The 14,275-nt window shown below is 65.4% G+C and carries 15 protein-coding genes and 1 pseudogene; 3 read left to right on the forward strand and 13 right to left on the reverse strand.

Features of this window, described 5'->3' with window-relative positions:
- Nucleotides 1-27 precede the first annotated feature (27 nt).
- Both ACTDI4_RS09470 and pssA read left to right on the forward strand, forming a co-directional pair.
- Nucleotides 28-732, forward strand: a pseudogene (locus ACTDI4_RS09470) (phosphatidylserine decarboxylase); the annotation flags it as partial.
- 85 nt (nucleotides 733-817) lie between these two features.
- A complete protein-coding gene (pssA, locus tag ACTDI4_RS09475) occupies nucleotides 818-1,555 on the forward strand; it encodes a CDP-diacylglycerol--serine O-phosphatidyltransferase (protein WP_442843314.1) in 738 nt (245 codons plus the stop codon).
- 13 nt (nucleotides 1,556-1,568) lie between these two features.
- Here the strand turns inward: pssA and ACTDI4_RS09480 are convergent, their stop codons facing one another.
- The 3 genes from ACTDI4_RS09480 to ACTDI4_RS09490 form a co-directional block, all read right to left on the reverse strand.
- Nucleotides 1,569-2,261, reverse strand: a complete 693-nt coding sequence (locus ACTDI4_RS09480; protein WP_442840915.1) for a 2-acyl-glycerophospho-ethanolamine acyltransferase — start codon at nucleotides 2,259-2,261, stop codon at nucleotides 1,569-1,571.
- Between the two features lie 161 nt (nucleotides 2,262-2,422).
- On the reverse strand, nucleotides 2,423-2,650 hold the full coding sequence (locus ACTDI4_RS09485; RefSeq protein WP_442840916.1) for a hypothetical protein: 228 nt from the start codon (nucleotides 2,648-2,650) through the stop codon (nucleotides 2,423-2,425).
- A gap of 133 nt (nucleotides 2,651-2,783) precedes the next feature.
- On the reverse strand, nucleotides 2,784-3,590 hold the full coding sequence (locus ACTDI4_RS09490; protein ID WP_442840917.1) for an SDR family NAD(P)-dependent oxidoreductase: 807 nt from the start codon (nucleotides 3,588-3,590) through the stop codon (nucleotides 2,784-2,786).
- A gap of 185 nt (nucleotides 3,591-3,775) precedes the next feature.
- Here ACTDI4_RS09490 and ACTDI4_RS09495 point away from each other — a divergent pair, with 185 nt between their 5' ends.
- Complete coding sequence (locus ACTDI4_RS09495) at nucleotides 3,776-4,189, forward strand: DoxX family protein (RefSeq protein ID WP_442840918.1); 414 nt, start codon at nucleotides 3,776-3,778, stop codon at nucleotides 4,187-4,189.
- A 12-nt stretch (nucleotides 4,190-4,201) separates the two neighbouring features.
- Here the strand turns inward: ACTDI4_RS09495 and purF are convergent, their stop codons facing one another.
- The 10 genes from purF to rpsF form a co-directional block, all read right to left on the reverse strand.
- Complete coding sequence (purF, locus tag ACTDI4_RS09500; RefSeq protein ID WP_442840919.1) at nucleotides 4,202-5,671, reverse strand: amidophosphoribosyltransferase; 1,470 nt, start codon at nucleotides 5,669-5,671, stop codon at nucleotides 4,202-4,204.
- Between the two features lie 120 nt (nucleotides 5,672-5,791).
- A complete protein-coding gene (locus ACTDI4_RS09505) occupies nucleotides 5,792-6,397 on the reverse strand; it encodes a CvpA family protein (RefSeq protein ID WP_442840920.1) in 606 nt (201 codons plus the stop codon).
- A gap of 24 nt (nucleotides 6,398-6,421) precedes the next feature.
- A complete protein-coding gene (gene radA / locus ACTDI4_RS09510) occupies nucleotides 6,422-7,834 on the reverse strand; it encodes a DNA repair protein RadA (protein ID WP_442840921.1) in 1,413 nt (470 codons plus the stop codon).
- A gap of 3 nt (nucleotides 7,835-7,837) precedes the next feature.
- Nucleotides 7,838-9,328 carry a replicative DNA helicase gene (locus tag ACTDI4_RS09515; RefSeq protein ID WP_442843315.1) on the reverse strand — a complete coding sequence of 497 codons (1,491 nt, stop codon included), beginning with the start codon at nucleotides 9,326-9,328 and terminating at the stop codon, nucleotides 7,838-7,840.
- A gap of 217 nt (nucleotides 9,329-9,545) precedes the next feature.
- Nucleotides 9,546-10,523 (reverse strand): small ribosomal subunit Rsm22 family protein, encoded by a 978-nt coding sequence (locus ACTDI4_RS09520; protein ID WP_442840922.1) that lies wholly within the window; start codon nucleotides 10,521-10,523, stop codon nucleotides 9,546-9,548.
- Nucleotides 10,524-10,525: 2 nt separating this feature from the next.
- Nucleotides 10,526-10,849: a YnfA family protein gene (locus ACTDI4_RS09525; protein WP_442840923.1), complete on the reverse strand. Its 324-nt coding sequence runs from the start codon at nucleotides 10,847-10,849 to the stop codon at nucleotides 10,526-10,528.
- Between the two features lie 74 nt (nucleotides 10,850-10,923).
- Complete coding sequence (locus tag ACTDI4_RS09530) at nucleotides 10,924-12,249, reverse strand: class I SAM-dependent methyltransferase (RefSeq protein WP_442840924.1); 1,326 nt, start codon at nucleotides 12,247-12,249, stop codon at nucleotides 10,924-10,926.
- A 179-nt stretch (nucleotides 12,250-12,428) separates the two neighbouring features.
- Entirely contained in the window at nucleotides 12,429-13,013 is a 585-nt protein-coding gene (gene rplI, locus ACTDI4_RS09535; protein WP_442840925.1) for a 50S ribosomal protein L9, read from the reverse strand.
- Between the two features lie 253 nt (nucleotides 13,014-13,266).
- Nucleotides 13,267-13,515: a 30S ribosomal protein S18 gene (gene rpsR, locus ACTDI4_RS09540; protein ID WP_056108312.1), complete on the reverse strand. Its 249-nt coding sequence runs from the start codon at nucleotides 13,513-13,515 to the stop codon at nucleotides 13,267-13,269.
- Nucleotides 13,515-14,003 carry a 30S ribosomal protein S6 gene (rpsF, locus tag ACTDI4_RS09545; RefSeq protein WP_442840926.1) on the reverse strand — a complete coding sequence of 163 codons (489 nt, stop codon included), beginning with the start codon at nucleotides 14,001-14,003 and terminating at the stop codon, nucleotides 13,515-13,517. The genes rpsR and rpsF overlap by 1 nt, the downstream gene beginning before the upstream one ends.
- Nucleotides 14,004-14,275 lie beyond the last annotated feature (272 nt).

Below are 14,275 nucleotides of genomic sequence, written 5' to 3' on the forward strand. Positions count from 1 at the left end.
GGCCGGACCGAAACGGAGCCGGCCGACAACCCGATGAATCTGATCGATACGGTCAAGAACGCCTTCGTCCCGATCCATCGGGAAGGCTATCCTTTCATCGCCGGCTTTGCCGCTGCGACGCTCATCCTCGGTTATTTTTCGTCCGTCCTGTTCTGGATCGGTCTCATCCTCACCGTCTGGTGCGCCTATTTCTTCCGCGACCCCGAACGGGTGACGCCGGTGGACGACCGGCTGGTGGTCAGCCCGGCCGACGGCGTGGTCTCGGCCGTGGGGCCGGCCGTGCCGCCGCGCGAGCTTGGCCTCGGCCCCGCCGAAATGACGCGCGTCTCCGTCTTCATGAACGTGTTTTCCTGCCACGTTAACCGCTCGCCCGTGCGCGGGCGCGTTGCCCGCATCGAGCACCGGCCCGGAAAGTTCCTCAACGCCGAGCTGGACAAGGCGAGCGCCGAGAACGAGCGTAACGGCCTTGTCATCGAAAGTCCGAACGGCACCGTCGCCGCCGTCCAGATCGCCGGTCTCGTCGCCCGCCGCATCGTATGCTGGGCCGATGCCGGCGGAGCGCTTGCGGTGGGCGAGCGCTTCGGCCTCATCCGCTTCGGCTCGCGCGTCGATGTCTACCTGCCGGCAGGCGCCGCGCCGCGCGTGGCGGTGGGGCAGACGGCGGTTGCCGGCGAGACGGTGATTGCCGAATTCGGCGGCGCCGAAGGTGCGCCGCTGGTGCGCATTTCCTAGGATTCCGGCGTTGGCGGGGGCACCTTTCAAGCGGTTCGAGGCGCACGGTCAGGGCGGCCCGCGCATCCGCGAGATTCCGTTGCGCATGGTCTTTCCCAACCTGGTCACCGTGCTGGCCATCTGCGCGGGGCTTTCCGGCATCCGATTCGGCTTCGAGGGCCGCTTCGAGTCGGCGGTGGTGATGGTGCTGATCGCCGCCTTCCTCGACGGTATCGACGGAAGGCTGGCGCGCCTGCTCAAGGCGACCTCGAAATTCGGCGCGCAGATGGACTCGCTGGCCGACATCGTCAATTTCGGCGTGGCGCCGGCATTGGTGCTCTATGCCTTCCTGCTCGACCGGGCCGGCTCGCCGGGCTGGATCGCGGCGCTGCTGTTCGCCATCGCATGCGGCATGCGGCTTGCCCGCTTCAACGTGCTGGACCAGGCCGACGGCCAACCGACCTGGCAATCCGAATATTTCGTCGGCGTGCCGGCGCCGGCAGGTGCGCTGCTGGTCATGCTGCCGCTCTACCTGTCCTTCCTCGGCCTGCCGCAGACGAAGGAGGTCGCGCTCGCGGCCGCGGCCTTCACGGTTCTGGTCGCCTTCCTGCTGGTCAGCCGGCTGCCGGTCTATTCCGGCAAGAGCCTGAAGCTGCCGGGCGATCGCGTGCTTCTCATCATCCTTGCGGTGGTGCTCTATTTCCTGCTGCTGGCGAGCTATCCCTGGTACACGCTGTCGGCCTCGGCGCTCGCCTATCTGGTGTTCCTGCCCTTCAGCATGCGCGCCTATGCCCGCAGGGCCAAGCAGGAAGGGGAGGCGGCACTGCCGCCCGACGTCGAGTAGCGCCCCTGCTCCGTCAGGGCGGGGAGCGGGCCTCGGAAATTCGATCGAACAGCACCTTGCGGACGGGGGCGGAAGGATCGTTCGCGGCGGCGGTCATTTCCGCGACCGTCATCGGCTTCAGCACGTTGATCGCGAGGTGCGGGAACAGGCGGCGGCGCGTGCCGCCGGCCGGGGCCAGCGAAAACGGCAGGTGCCGCGCGCCGCCCACGAAGATCGGCACGATGCCGGCATCGGCCTGCATGGCGATGCGCGCCACCGCGCGGTAGAGCCGTAGCGCCTTCGCATCCGGCTCGGGATCATCGGGAAAATACACGGCCAGCCGTCCGCGGCCCTTCAGGACCCGTACCAGGCGGCGGCTGACGAAGATGTGCTCGGCATTGAAGGCGATGGTGCGGCCAAGCGCGCGCCAGGGCTCCAGCCAGGCCGAGCGCGCCGAATCCGGGTCGAGGATATGCAGCGTGTCGGTCGGCAGCAGCGACAGCATCAATGCCGGTTCCAGACGCGACTGGTGGACGATGGCGTAGATGACCGGCGGCGGGGCCTTGCGCGCGACCTGTATGCGCCCGTCCGAAATGCGGTAGGCGAGCTTGAACGGAACGTAGAGAAGCGCCTGCCCGGCGTCGATGCCGAAGCGAAGGCGGTCGACGGTTGCGACCAGCACCCATGCGATGGCGATGCCCGCGAGCAGCGATAGCGTCAGGGTCATGGCGCTTCACTCCCAACTGTCGTCGCGCGACGCATCCGGCGGCCGCTCAAGCGGGAAAAACTAGACGAAGCCTCGCACAGGTCAATGATGTCTTTGCATTGCTGTCGTCATTGCGTCGTCCGGAAGGAAGACCGCCCTTGCCGGGCGGCCACGCGGCCCCGTCATTCCTGGGGCTGCGCGCCGGCCCCGTCTTCGCCCATGTCGTCGGCATAGGGCGAGGCGCTGGGAATGCACTGCACGGTCCAGCCGGCCGGCGCTGGCTGCTTCTGGTATTCGGTGACGGCCGAGGCGCACTGCTCGCGCGTATCGAATGTGCTGGGCAGCACGACCATCCCGCCTTGGGGACCGGCAACGACGAGATACCACACCAGCGCGATAGTGGATGACATGGGCAAGTCCTCTTTGTTGATGGCGGATCGAGAATCCGCGCCGGGAATCTAGAACGGTTCGGGGTTGGTTGGAAGCGTCCTGCCGGAGGTAATTCGACCCGGCCCCAAGGGCGTGCGTCCGCCGCGTGAAGGGTCAGTCCGGCAGGCGATAGGACACCCAGCGCTTCTGCCGGGCCTGGAAGATGCGGCCGGTCTCGGTCAGCGCGGGGCTGGCCAGCGGCAGCACCCAGGCCGCGACCTCGGAGGGGTGAGGCAACGTCTCGGGGTCCTCGCCTGGCATGGCCTGGGCGCGCATGGCGGTGCGGGTTGCGCCCGGGTCGAAGGCGTTGACGCAAAGCGGCATGTTGCGGGTCTCGTCGGCCCAGGAGCGCGCGAATGCTTCGACCGCAGCCTTGGAGGCGGCATAGGGTGCCCAGAAGGCGCGTCCCGCGTGAGCGGCGCCCGAGGACATGAGGATGGCGCGTCCGGCATCGGACTTCCGCAGCAGGGGATCGACCGAACGGATCAGCCGCCATGTCGAGGTGAGGTTGATCGCCATCACCTTCTCGAAGGTCTTGGCTTCCACATGGCCGATCGGGGCGATGACGCCGAGCACGCCGGCATTGGCCACCAGTATGTCGAGCTTGCCCCAGCGATCGTTGACAGCGCCGCCGAGCCGGTCGATGCCTTCCATGTCGGCGAGGTCGAGCGGCACCAGCGTGGCCGCGCCCTTGCCGGTGCGGGCCGCCTCGGCCTTGATCTCATCGTCCAGTTCTTCCAACCCGCCTACCGTGCGCGCCACCGCAATCACATGCGCGCCGGCCGCCGCCATCTGCTTGGCGATGAAATAGCCGATGCCGCGCGACGCGCCGGTGACGACGGCCACACGGCCGGTGAGGTCGGGCACGGAGGGGGTGGCGGCCGCTTCTTCGGAGTCGACCTTGTCGGGGGAGGTGGTCATGCAATTATCCCGTTCGAGCCAAATGATGTCCGGGACCAGATAGGACGAATCCGCCTTTCGGGAAACCCTGCGAAAGGAAATGGTCGCTTGTCGTCGCGGAAAGCGAAAAAATCACCTGCCGCCATGTCGGAGGACGAGCTTTTGCCGCGTCTTGAAGCGTAAGCGCTTCCACACTGGAGAGGTCCATGGGCAGAACCGTTGCAATTCTCATCGCAAGACTGATCTTCGCCGCCGTCTTTGCCATGGCCGCCAGTTTCAAATTCCTCGGAATGGACGAAACCGCCGCCTATATCGCCGCCGCCGGCTTTCCGGTTCCGCATTTCCTTGCCTGGGTCGCGGCGTTCTTCGAGGTTGCGCTCGTGCTGGCGTTCCTGACCGGGGCCTTCTTCTCCGAAGCAGCGCTCCTTGCCGCGATCTATGTGATTTTCCTGGCCTTCGCCTTCCACGGCCCGTCGCACTGGCAGGGCAACCAGGCCGAGTTCGGCTTCTTCGTCGACCATTTCACTTTCTTTGCGGGACTGCTTTTCGCGGCCGTCCATGGACCGGGCGAGCGGCTGGCCATCCGCAGGGGATTTATCTGGAGAAACGAGCCGGCCTAGGTGCGCTAGGCGCTACTGGCCGCCGCTCGCCAGCAGCGAGAGTGTGCGCACATTGTCGGCGCCCTCCAGGTCGGCAAGGCGCGTGGGGTACTGTCCGGTGAAGCAGGCGTCGCAGAACTGCGGTTGCTCGCCGTTGCGTGCGACCTCGCCGACGGCGCGGTAGAGCCCTTCGATGGACAGGAACCCGAGCGAATCGACGCGGATGAATTCCGCCATGTCCTCGATCGACATGCGCGAAGCCAGGAGCTTCGACTTTTCCGGGGTGTCCACGCCATAAAAGCAGGAAGCGCGCGTCGGCGGCGAGGCGATCCGCATGTGCACTTCCCTGGCGCCGGCGTCGCGCACCATCTGCACGATCTTCTGGCTGGTGGTGCCGCGTACGATGGAATCGTCCACCAGCACGACGCGCTTGCCCTCGATCATGCGACGGTTGGCGTTGTGCTTGAGCTTCACGCCCATGTGGCGAATTGAATCGCCGGGCGAGATGAAGGTGCGGCCGACATAGTGGTTGCGGATGATGCCGAGTTCGAAGGGAATGCCGGCTTCCTGGGAAAAGCCGATCGCCGCCGGCGTGCCGCTATCGGGCACGGGCACGACGATATCGGCTTCCACCGGGCTCTCTCGCGCGAGTTCTGCGCCGATCGCCTTTCTCACGTCGTAGACGTTGCGGCCCTCGACCGTGGAGTCGGGACGCGCGAAATAGACATATTCGAAGATGCAGAAGCGCGATTTCTGCGGCTCGAACGGAAAAATGCTCTCGATGCCCGCGGAAGTGACCACGATCATCTCGCCCGGCTTGACGTCGCGCACGAAGCGGGCGCCGATGATGTCCAGCGCGCAGGTCTCGGAGGCGAGAATCCAGCCGCCGTCGAGATCGCCCAGCACCAGTGGGCGGATGCCGAGCGGATCGCGGCAGCCGATCATCTTCTTGGAGGAGAGCGCCACCAGCGAAAAGGCGCCTTCGACCTGGCGCACGGCGTCGATGAAGCGGGCGTTGAGGTCGCGTTCCTTGCTGGTCGCGACCAGATGCAGGATCGTCTCCGTGTCGGAGGTGGAGGAAAAGATCGCGCCCTGCTTCTGCAGTGCGCGCTGCACGGTCATGGCGTTGGTGAGATTGCCGTTATGCGCGACGGCGAAGCCGCCATCCGCCAGTTCGGCGAAGAAGGGCTGCACATTGCGCAGGCCCGATCCGCCGGCGGTGGCGTAGCGGGTGTGGCCGATTGCGCGCGCCCCGGGCAGGCGGTCCAGCACTGATTGCTTGGTGAAGGTATCGCCGATCAGGCCGACATGGCGCTCGACATGGAATTGCACGCCGTCATAGGAGACGATGCCGGCCGCCTCCTGGCCCCGGTGCTGCAAGGCATGCAGCCCGAGGGTGACGATGGCCGCGGCGTCCTGGCGCCCGAAGATGCCGAACACGCCGCATTCGTCATGGAAATGGTCGTCTGCCTCGGCGCAAAGTACGTCGGCTGCGTGTGCCATAGCCTGAAGCCCTTCTAAAATCGCCATATAAGGCGGCAGCGGCCCGAACGCAACGCGTCAAACCGGCCCGATTCGACACTTTCGGAGCCGGAAAGCGTCTTGCCTGCCGGCTTCACGCGATCAGTTGTTGGCGGGCGCCTCGTCGTCCGGCGCGCTCTGGTCGCCGCTGTCGGGGGTGGGAGCCGTTTCGGAGCCGCCGGCGTCGGGCGTCGCACCCTGCTTGTTCAGCCGCTTGAGGATAGCGTTCTCCGGGTCTTCCGGCAGCATGTTCTCGATCGAGGTGCCGATCGATTCCAGCAGGGGCCGCGACTTGGCCTGCGTCACCCAGGCCGGCGCATTCGTGCCTGCCAGCCAGTTGAAGAACATCAGTCCGACCGCCACCACCAGGATGCCGCGCGCGGCGCCATAGAGGAAGCCGAGCGTGCGGTCGAGGGCGCCGACGCGGCTGTCGATGATGAAGTCGGCGATCTTCATGGTGATGACCGAGACCACGATCAGCGCGATGACGAAGACGATCGCGGCGGCCGCGGCCATGGCGATCTTGTCGTTGTCGATATAGGGCTGAACATAGGGCATGACGGGCTTGTAGAAGAAGAAGGCCGCCGCGGCCGCCGCCGCCCAGGAGGCAACCGACAGAACTTCGCGCGAGAAGCCCCGCACCATGGCCAGCATGGCCGAGACAAGGGTGAAGCCGACGAGGATTCCGTCAAGCAGCGTAATCGGCATGTCCCCACTCCATGAAGTGCTGCATCAATCCAACTCGCCGGCCTGTGCAGCGCTGCCGCGCCGGCTTCCGGCGATGCGCGCCACCAGTTCCGCAAGCTCGGTTGGCCGGAATGCACCGGAACCCGTGCCCACGCCGATCTCTTCGCTGCCCAGGGGCAGAACCGCGCTTCCGAAACCCAGCTTCTCGGCCTCCTTGAGACGCTGCTGCGCATGCGCAACCTGCCTTACGGCACCCGAAAGGCTGATTTCGCCGAAATAGACGCAATCGGCGGGAAGGGCAAGGCCGGTCAGCGACGAAACCAGCGCCGCCGCTACGGCAAGGTCCGCCGCGGGCTCCGAGATGCGGAAGCCGCCGGCGACGTTGAGGTAGACGTCGTGCTGCGAGAAGCGCACGCCGCAATGCGCTTCCAGCACCGCCAGTATCATGGAAAGCCGCGCGCCGTCCCAGCCCACGACGGCGCGGCGCGGCGTGCCGAGCGGGGAGGGCGCCACCAGCGCCTGGATCTCCACCAGAACGGGCCGCGTGCCCTCCATCCCGGCAAACACCGCCGCCCCCGGCGACTTGGCGTGGCGCTCGCCCAGGAACAGTTCGGAAGGGTTCGCCACTTCGCGCAGGCCCCCGTCGGACATTTCGAACACGCCGATCTCGTCCGTCGGGCCGAAGCGGTTCTTCACCGTGCGCAGGATGCGGTAGTGGTGGCCGCCTTCGCCCTCGAAATAAAGCACGCCGTCCACCATGTGCTCGACCACGCGCGGCCCGGCGATCTGGCCTTCCTTGGTGACGTGGCCGACCAGTACGATGGCCGCACCCGTCGATTTGGCGTAGCGGATCAGCGCCTGCGCGGAGGCGCGCACCTGCGTGACCGTGCCGGGCGCCGAATCGGCCAGGTCCGTCCACAGCGTCTGGATGGAATCGAGGATGACCAGATCGGGGCGCCTGCCTTCGGAGATCGTAGCCAGAATATCCTCGACATTGGTTTCGGCGGCCAGTTCGACGGGCGAGGATGCGGCTCCCAGCCGCTGGGCACGCAGCCTGATCTGGGCCACGGCCTCTTCGCCGGAGACATAGACGACGCGGTGGCCCTGGGAGGCGAGAGCCGCGGCGGCCTGCGTCAGCAGCGTCGATTTGCCGATGCCCGGATCGCCGCCCACCAGCAGCGCCGAGCCGCGCACGAAGCCGCCGCCGGTGGCGCGATCCAGTTCACCGATGCCCGAAACGATGCGCGGCGCGTCCTCGATCTCGCCCGACAGCGTGGTCATGGCCACGACGCGGCCCTTGCGGGCGCTGCGCAGGGAGCCCGGCCCGGCGCCGATGCCGCCGGACGTGCCTTCCTCGATCAGCGTGTTCCACTCGCCGCAGGAATCGCATTTTCCCGCCCAGCGCTGATGCACCGTGCCGCAATTCTGGCAGATGAACTGTGTGCGGTTCTTGGCCAATGCCTATTCGAACCTCTCCGGCAGGTGGCTTTCTTCCGCAAGATCGGAAAAGCGCGTGTACTGGCCCTCGAATGCGAGGTCCACCGTTCCCGTCGGTCCGTGGCGCTGCTTGGCGATGATGACTTCGGCCTTGCCTCTCACACGTTCGAACTTGAGGCGCCATTCCTCGTATTCGGCCGTGCCTTGCTCGGGCTCCTTGTTCTGCATGTAGTATTCGTCGCGATAAACGAACAGCACCACGTCGGCGTCCTGCTCGATCGAGCCCGATTCACGCAGATCCGAGAGCTGCGGGCGCTTGTCGTCGCGGTTTTCCACCTGGCGCGAGAGCTGGGACAGCGCGATGATCGGCACGTTGAGTTCCTTGGCCAGCGCCTTCAGCCCGGTGGTGATCTCGGTGATTTCCTGGACGCGGTTTTGCGAGGCCTTGGCGGAAGAGCCCTGCATGAGCTGGATATAGTCGATGACGATCACGTCCAGCCCGCGCTGGCGTTTCAGCCTTCGCGCGCGGGCCGAAAGCTGGGCGATGGAGATGCCGCCGGTGGAGTCGATGAACAGCGGGATCTTCTGAAGCATCTGCGTGCAACTGACCAGCTTCTCGAAGTCGGCTTCGGTGAGATCGCCGCGGCGGATCTTGGACGAGGGCACTTCGGCCTGCTCGGAGATGATACGGGTAGCGAGCTGTTCGGCCGACATTTCGAGGGAGAAGAAGCCGATCACGCCGCCATTCTTGGCTTTGAACGAGCCATCGGCCTGTTGGTCCGGCTCATAGGCCTCGGCGACGTTGAAGGCGATGTTGGTGGCCAGCGACGTCTTGCCCATGCCAGGCCGGCCGGCCAGGATGATCAGGTCGGAAGGCTGCAGGCCGCCCATGCGCTTGTCGAGGTCGGTCAGGCCGGTGGCGGTGCCGGACAGATGGCCCTCGCGCATATAGGCGGCGCTGGCCATGTCGATCGCCGTCTTGACCGCGTCGGTGAAGCTTTCGAAGCCACCGTCGTAGCGCCCTGTCTCCGCCAGTTCGAACAGGCGCCGCTCGGCATCCTCGATCTGCTCGGACGGCGACATGTCGACCGGGGCGTCATAGGCGATGTTGACCATGTCCTCGCCGACCGTGATCAGGGCGCGCCGGGTGGCGAGGTCGTAGATCGCGCGGCCGTAGTCGGCGGCGTTGATGACGGTCACCGCCTCTGCCGCCAGCCGGGCCAGATAGTGCGCCACGGTCATGTCGCCGACCTTCTCGTCGGCGGGCAGGAAGGTCTTGATGGTCACCGGATTGGCCATCTTGCCCATGCGGATCAGTTCGGCCGAGACCTCGAAGATCTTGCGGTGCAACGGCTCGTAGAAATGGCTGGCCTTGAGGAAATCGGAGACGCGGTAGAAGGCGTCGTTGTTGACCAGCATGGCGCCCAGCAACGCCTGCTCGGCCTCGATATTGTTGGGTGCCTCGCGATAGAGCGGCGTCTCGGCCGTGCCGAACTTGCGTGCTGCCTCTGCCATCATGTCCCCGATTCCTGAGCCCGGTCAGTCGATACCAGATCGCAGGCGAGTCGGCGGTGACCAATCTGCATCAGTGCCGTTCCAAGCGGCCGTCGTTCCCACGATTCACAGCCAAAAATTTTTGGTGGAAAGAAACGAGGGCAGCCCGAATCGCAACGGCGAGGATAGCCGTTTTTCCATCCTGGAACAAATCGGAAACATTACGAGCGGCGAGGCGCTATCCAGGCGGCAGCGTGTCGCCCCAGTCGCAACGGCGGGCCGCACGGAACGTGTCGCCGTCGCGGCGGCTGAAAAGCTGCGTTCCGGCGCTGCCGTCGGGCCGGCACAGTTTCAATTCCACCTTGCCCGAACCCGCGCGCGGCGGTGCTAGCACGCGCGCCGGCAAGGCGGTGCCGCTTGCCATGGGTCGGTGCGACACGGCCACATAGGCGAATTTCTCGTCCTCCCATGGCACCTCCGCATCCTTGGCCAGCCGATGCAGGCGCGATCGGGTGACGCGCCGGGAAAAATGGCACCAGTCGGGCTCGACGAGCGGGCAGGAGCCGTGATGCGGGCAGGGGGCGGCGATATGGCCGCCGGCCTCGACCAGTTGCGTTCGCGCCGCCAGAATTCGCTGCCAGCCGGCCGGCGTGCCCGGCTCCACGATGATCAACGTCTCGCCGGCCAGAGCCCACAGTCTCTCGACGAGCTTCGGCAGCGCTGCCGGTGCCAATTCGTCCAGAACATAGGCGACGGTGACCAGATCGGCCGATTTTATCCCATCGAGGTCGAGCGTTGCGTCGCCGGGAATCCATTCCACCTTCGCGGACATGGCATCGGCCAGAGTTTTGCCGATTTTGCGGGCAGGTTCGCTGGCTTCCAGCAGCATGGCTTCTTCCAGTCCGGGCCAGCGGTCCGCCGCTGCCCACAGCATGGTGCCGGGACCGGCACCGATGTCGAGCAGGGTTTTCGGCGAAAAATCCGGGCGCGCCTCGGCTACCGCTTCGAGGGCGGCACGCACGGCGGCATAGGTGGCCGGCAGGCGGGTGGCCAGATAGGCTTTTGCCGCCATGTCGCTGCCCATGTGAAGGCGCCCGTCGCGCGTCTCGGCGCGGTAGCGGTCGGAGAGCGTGCGTGCGGCCTTTTTCAGATCGGGCAGCGGCACGCCTTCCAGCATCCGGTCAACGCCTTGGCGCAATGCAGCAGGCAGTTCCACGCTCAAGCTCCCCGCGGCGCGAATAGGATCACGGAGGCGCCGCCGATGCAGATGGCCGCGCCGATCAGGTCCCATCGATCCGGGCGAAAACCCTCTGCGAGCCACAGCCAGAGCAGCGAAGCGGCAATATAGACGCCGCCATAGGCCGCATAGGCGCGGCCGGCCGCGTCGATGGGTGCCAAGGTCAACAACCATGCGAAAAGAACGAGGCAGGCAAGACCCGGCGCCAGCCACAGCGGCGATTTCTCCAGCCGTAGCCAGGCCCAGAAGGAGAAGCAGCCGGCAATCTCGGCCAGTGCGGCTGCGGCATAGATCGGATAGGTCATGCGAAAGGATCCGTCGGGTGACGGAACCTTATTCGCCGCAAGCGCGGCCGATAGCAAGCGGACAGGCCTGCCGTCTATTCCTTGCCGGCCACCTTGCGCTTGCGCGCGGTCTTGGCCGCCGGCTTGGCCACCGCCTTCTCGATCGCCCCGGCGACGGGCTCTTCCTTGCTGTGGCCCATCTCGTGCAAGGCGATCGCCTTCTCGCACTTGCCGATATAGTCGCGCGTCATCGGCAGCACGTCGTTCTTCCTGGTGAGCTGGATCTGGAAGTTCACCAGATCCTGCCAGCGGAACGAAGCCTCGGAGCCGGAGAGATAGAACTCCCACATGCGGCAGAAGCGTTCGTCATAGATGGCCTTGACCTTGTCGCGATTGGCAAGGAAGCGCTCGCGCCACGCCTTGAGCGTTTCCGCATAGTGCAGCCTCAATATCTCCACGTCGGTGACCATCAGGCCGGAACGCTCGATATGGGGCATCACCTCCGACAGGGCGGGAATGTAGCCGCCGGGAAAGATGTGCTTGCGGATGAAGGCGTTGGTCGTGGTGGGCGGGCCGACACGTCCGATCGTGTGCAGCAGCATGACCCCGTCCGGTTTCAGCAATTGGGCGCATTTGTCGAAATAGGTGCGGTAATGGTTGACGCCGACATGCTCGAACATGCCGACCGAGACGATGCGGTCGAAGCGCTCGGACAGGTCGCGATAGTCGCGCAATTCGAAATGAGCACGGTCGGCCAGCCCCTCGGCATGGGCCCTGTCTGTTGCGACCTGATGCTGCTCGGTCGACAGCGTGACGCCCAGCACGTCGGCCTCGAAGGTGCGGGCGATGTAGAGGCCGAGCCCGCCCCAGCCGCAACCGATGTCGAGCACGGTCTGGCCGGGCTTGATCTTGAGCTTGGCGGTGATGTGCCGCTTCTTGGCGAGTTGCGCCTCCTCCAGCGTCATGTCGGGGCGCTCGTAATACGCGCAGGAATATTGCATGTCCTCGTCGAGGAAGAGCTTGTACAGCTCGCCCGACAGATCGTAGTGGCGCTCGACGTTCTTCTTGGAGCGGCGCGCATTGTTGAGCTGCTGGAACGGGCGTGCCGCAAGCCGCGCATGGTTCAGCAGCTTGCCCCAGTTGGAATCGATCCAGGAAATGCCCGTGTTTTCATAGATCAGATGGAGGAAGGAGAGCACGTCGCCTTCCACGAAGTCCAGTTCCTGCTCCATGAAGGCTTCGGGGATGGCAAGGGAGGGGTGCAGCGTGATCGCCCGTTCGGCGCGGCGGGTGTGAACGACCATATGCACTTTGTCGCCGCTGCCGTCGCCGAAATTGCGCGTGGCCCCGTCGGGTCCGGTCACGGACAGGTTGCCGACACGAACCATCTTTTCGGCAACGCGTTGCAGAAGAATATTCATGGCAAGATCCAATCCCAGGCAATATCCCTGATCTTGCTAAAAACTGCCCGCCTTGGAAAGTTCCTTTTGTCAGAAAAAACCCGGGCACGAGGCCCGGGCTCTTGGTCCAGATGTTCAGCGTTGAAAGGCAGTCGGCATCGGGCGATTGCCAGCCCAATGTCTCGATTGCCGGCCCGCCGTTACTGTCCTTCTTCTTCTTCCTCGACTTCGGCGTTCGGGTCGAAGAAGTTGTCGGGGCGCGCGTTCTCGTTGATGTCCTCGCCGTAGATGGCCTCGGCCGTGGTCAGCGTCTCGCCGCGGGCCTGGCGCTCGGCCTCGTCGGTGGAGCGCGCCACGTTGAGCGTCACCGTCACCTCGACCTCGGGGTGCAGCGCGATGGCCACGTTGATGAGGCCGATGGTCTTGATCGGATGGTTGAGTTCCACCTGGTTGCGGGCCACGCTGAAGCCCTCTTCCGACAGGATGTCGGCGATGTCGCGGGTGGACACCGAACCGTAGAGCTGGCCGGTTTCGCCGGCCGAGCGCACCACCACGAAGCTGACGCCGTCGAGCTTGTCGGCGATTTGCTGGGCTTCGGACTTGCGCTCGAGGTTGCGGGCTTCGAGCTGGGCGCGCTGACCTTCGAACTTCTTCTTGTTGGCGTCGTTGGCGCGCAGCGCCTTGCCCTTGGGCAGCAGGAAATTGCGGGCGAACCCGTCCTTGACCCTGACGGTATCGCCCATCTGGCCGAGGCGCGCGACGCGCTCGAGAAGGATGACTTCCATTTCTCTCTCCTTATGGCCGCATGTGGCGGCACGGGTTGGAGACGGGCTGGAAGCTGGCCGGGCGCGGGGCGCCGTCTTTTCGCTGTCCTGCCCGTCGAGGCAGTTAGAGGCGGCGCACCGCCCCAACTCGGATTTGGTAGTGTCCCGCCGTGCCGATCACGGTCAGGAAGAAACGGGCGGCAGACCGCCCGCCTCGCATTCTCATTGCCGCATGATCTTATCCGGAAAGTCCGCGACTTTCCGGGATCATGCTTTAGCGAACCACGTAGGGCAGCAGGCCGAGGAAGCGGGCGCGCTTGATCGCCTGGGCGAGCTCGCGCTGCTTCTTCTGGCTGACGGCGGTGATGCGCGACGGCACGATCTTGCCGCGCTCGGAAATGTAGCGCTGCAGCAGGCGCACGTCCTTGTAGTCGATGCGCGGGGCGTTGGCGCCGGAGAACGGGCAGGTCTTGCGGCGGCGATGGAACGGACGCCGGGTCGGGATCTGGTTGATGTCGACCATTATTCTGCAGCTCCTTCAGCAGCTTCGCGCGGACGGCGCGGACCACGATCGCCACCGCCGTCACGATCGCCGAAATTGCGAGCAGGACGGTCGCCGCGGTCGCGATCGCCGAACGAGCGCGGGCCGCGGTCACGATCGCCGAAGCCGCCGCGATCGGAGCGCTCTTCGCGCTTCTGCATCATGGCGGAGACGCCTTCCTCATGCTTCTCGACCTTGATGGTCATGAAGCGCAGCACGTCCTCCGACAGGCCCATCTGGCGCTCCATCTCGTTGAGGGCGGCCGGCGGGCAGGTCAGGTCCATGAGCGTGTAGTAGGCCTTCCGGTTCTTCTTGATCCGGTAGGTGAGGGACTTCAGTCCCCAGTTCTCGACCCGGCCGACCGAGCCGCCGCCTTCGGTGATGACGCCCTTGAAACGTTCAACGAGCTCATCGACCTGCTGCTGCGACAGATCCTGCCGGGCAAGGAACACATGTTCGTAAAGAGCCATAGTTCATTTGCCTTTCTTCGTTTCTCTCCCGGTTCCCGGCGGCTAAAGCCTCTGCAACTTCTCTTGACCCGCGATTGCGGCGGGGAAGAAAGGAGCATGACGAGACGGTCGAGAGCGGAGACACGGGAGGCGGAAGCCCTTGCGGCTCCACGACGAAAGCGTGTTTTCAGGGAAAACGGCCTTCGGCCCTCCGTTCAGCCCCCGGTCGGGACCGGCAGATTGAGCGCGTCTATACAGGAATCTGGCCGCAACGCAAGCCCGGCCCCGCCTCG

It is taken from the genome of Mesorhizobium sp. PUT5 (genome assembly GCF_052216645.1).
In the GTDB taxonomy this organism is placed as follows: domain Bacteria; phylum Pseudomonadota; class Alphaproteobacteria; order Rhizobiales; family Rhizobiaceae; genus Mesorhizobium.

Coding starts and splice junctions, on each gene's coding strand:
- ACTDI4_RS09480 (WP_442840915.1), bottom strand. CDS start 2,261: ATGACCCTGACGCTATCGCTGCTCGCGGGCATCGCCATCGCATGGGTG.
- ACTDI4_RS09525 (WP_442840923.1), bottom strand. CDS start 10,849: ATGACCTATCCGATCTATGCCGCAGCCGCACTGGCCGAGATTGCCGGC.
- rpsF (WP_442840926.1), bottom strand. CDS start 14,003: ATGGCTCTTTACGAACATGTGTTCCTTGCCCGGCAGGATCTGTCGCAG.
- purF (WP_442840919.1), bottom strand. CDS start 5,671: ATGGCACACGCAGCCGACGTACTTTGCGCCGAGGCAGACGACCATTTC.
- ACTDI4_RS09515 (WP_442843315.1), bottom strand. CDS start 9,328: ATGGCAGAGGCAGCACGCAAGTTCGGCACGGCCGAGACGCCGCTCTAT.
- ACTDI4_RS09485 (WP_442840916.1), bottom strand. CDS start 2,650: ATGTCATCCACTATCGCGCTGGTGTGGTATCTCGTCGTTGCCGGTCCC.
- rplI (WP_442840925.1), bottom strand. CDS start 13,013: ATGGAAGTCATCCTTCTCGAGCGCGTCGCGCGCCTCGGCCAGATGGGC.
- pssA (WP_442843314.1), top strand. CDS start 818: ATGGTCTTTCCCAACCTGGTCACCGTGCTGGCCATCTGCGCGGGGCTT.
- ACTDI4_RS09505 (WP_442840920.1), bottom strand. CDS start 6,397: ATGCCGATTACGCTGCTTGACGGAATCCTCGTCGGCTTCACCCTTGTC.
- ACTDI4_RS09530 (WP_442840924.1), bottom strand. CDS start 12,249: ATGAATATTCTTCTGCAACGCGTTGCCGAAAAGATGGTTCGTGTCGGC.
- ACTDI4_RS09495 (WP_442840918.1), top strand. CDS start 3,776: ATGGGCAGAACCGTTGCAATTCTCATCGCAAGACTGATCTTCGCCGCC.
- rpsR (WP_056108312.1), bottom strand. CDS start 13,515: ATGGTCGACATCAACCAGATCCCGACCCGGCGTCCGTTCCATCGCCGC.
- ACTDI4_RS09490 (WP_442840917.1), bottom strand. CDS start 3,590: ATGACCACCTCCCCCGACAAGGTCGACTCCGAAGAAGCGGCCGCCACC.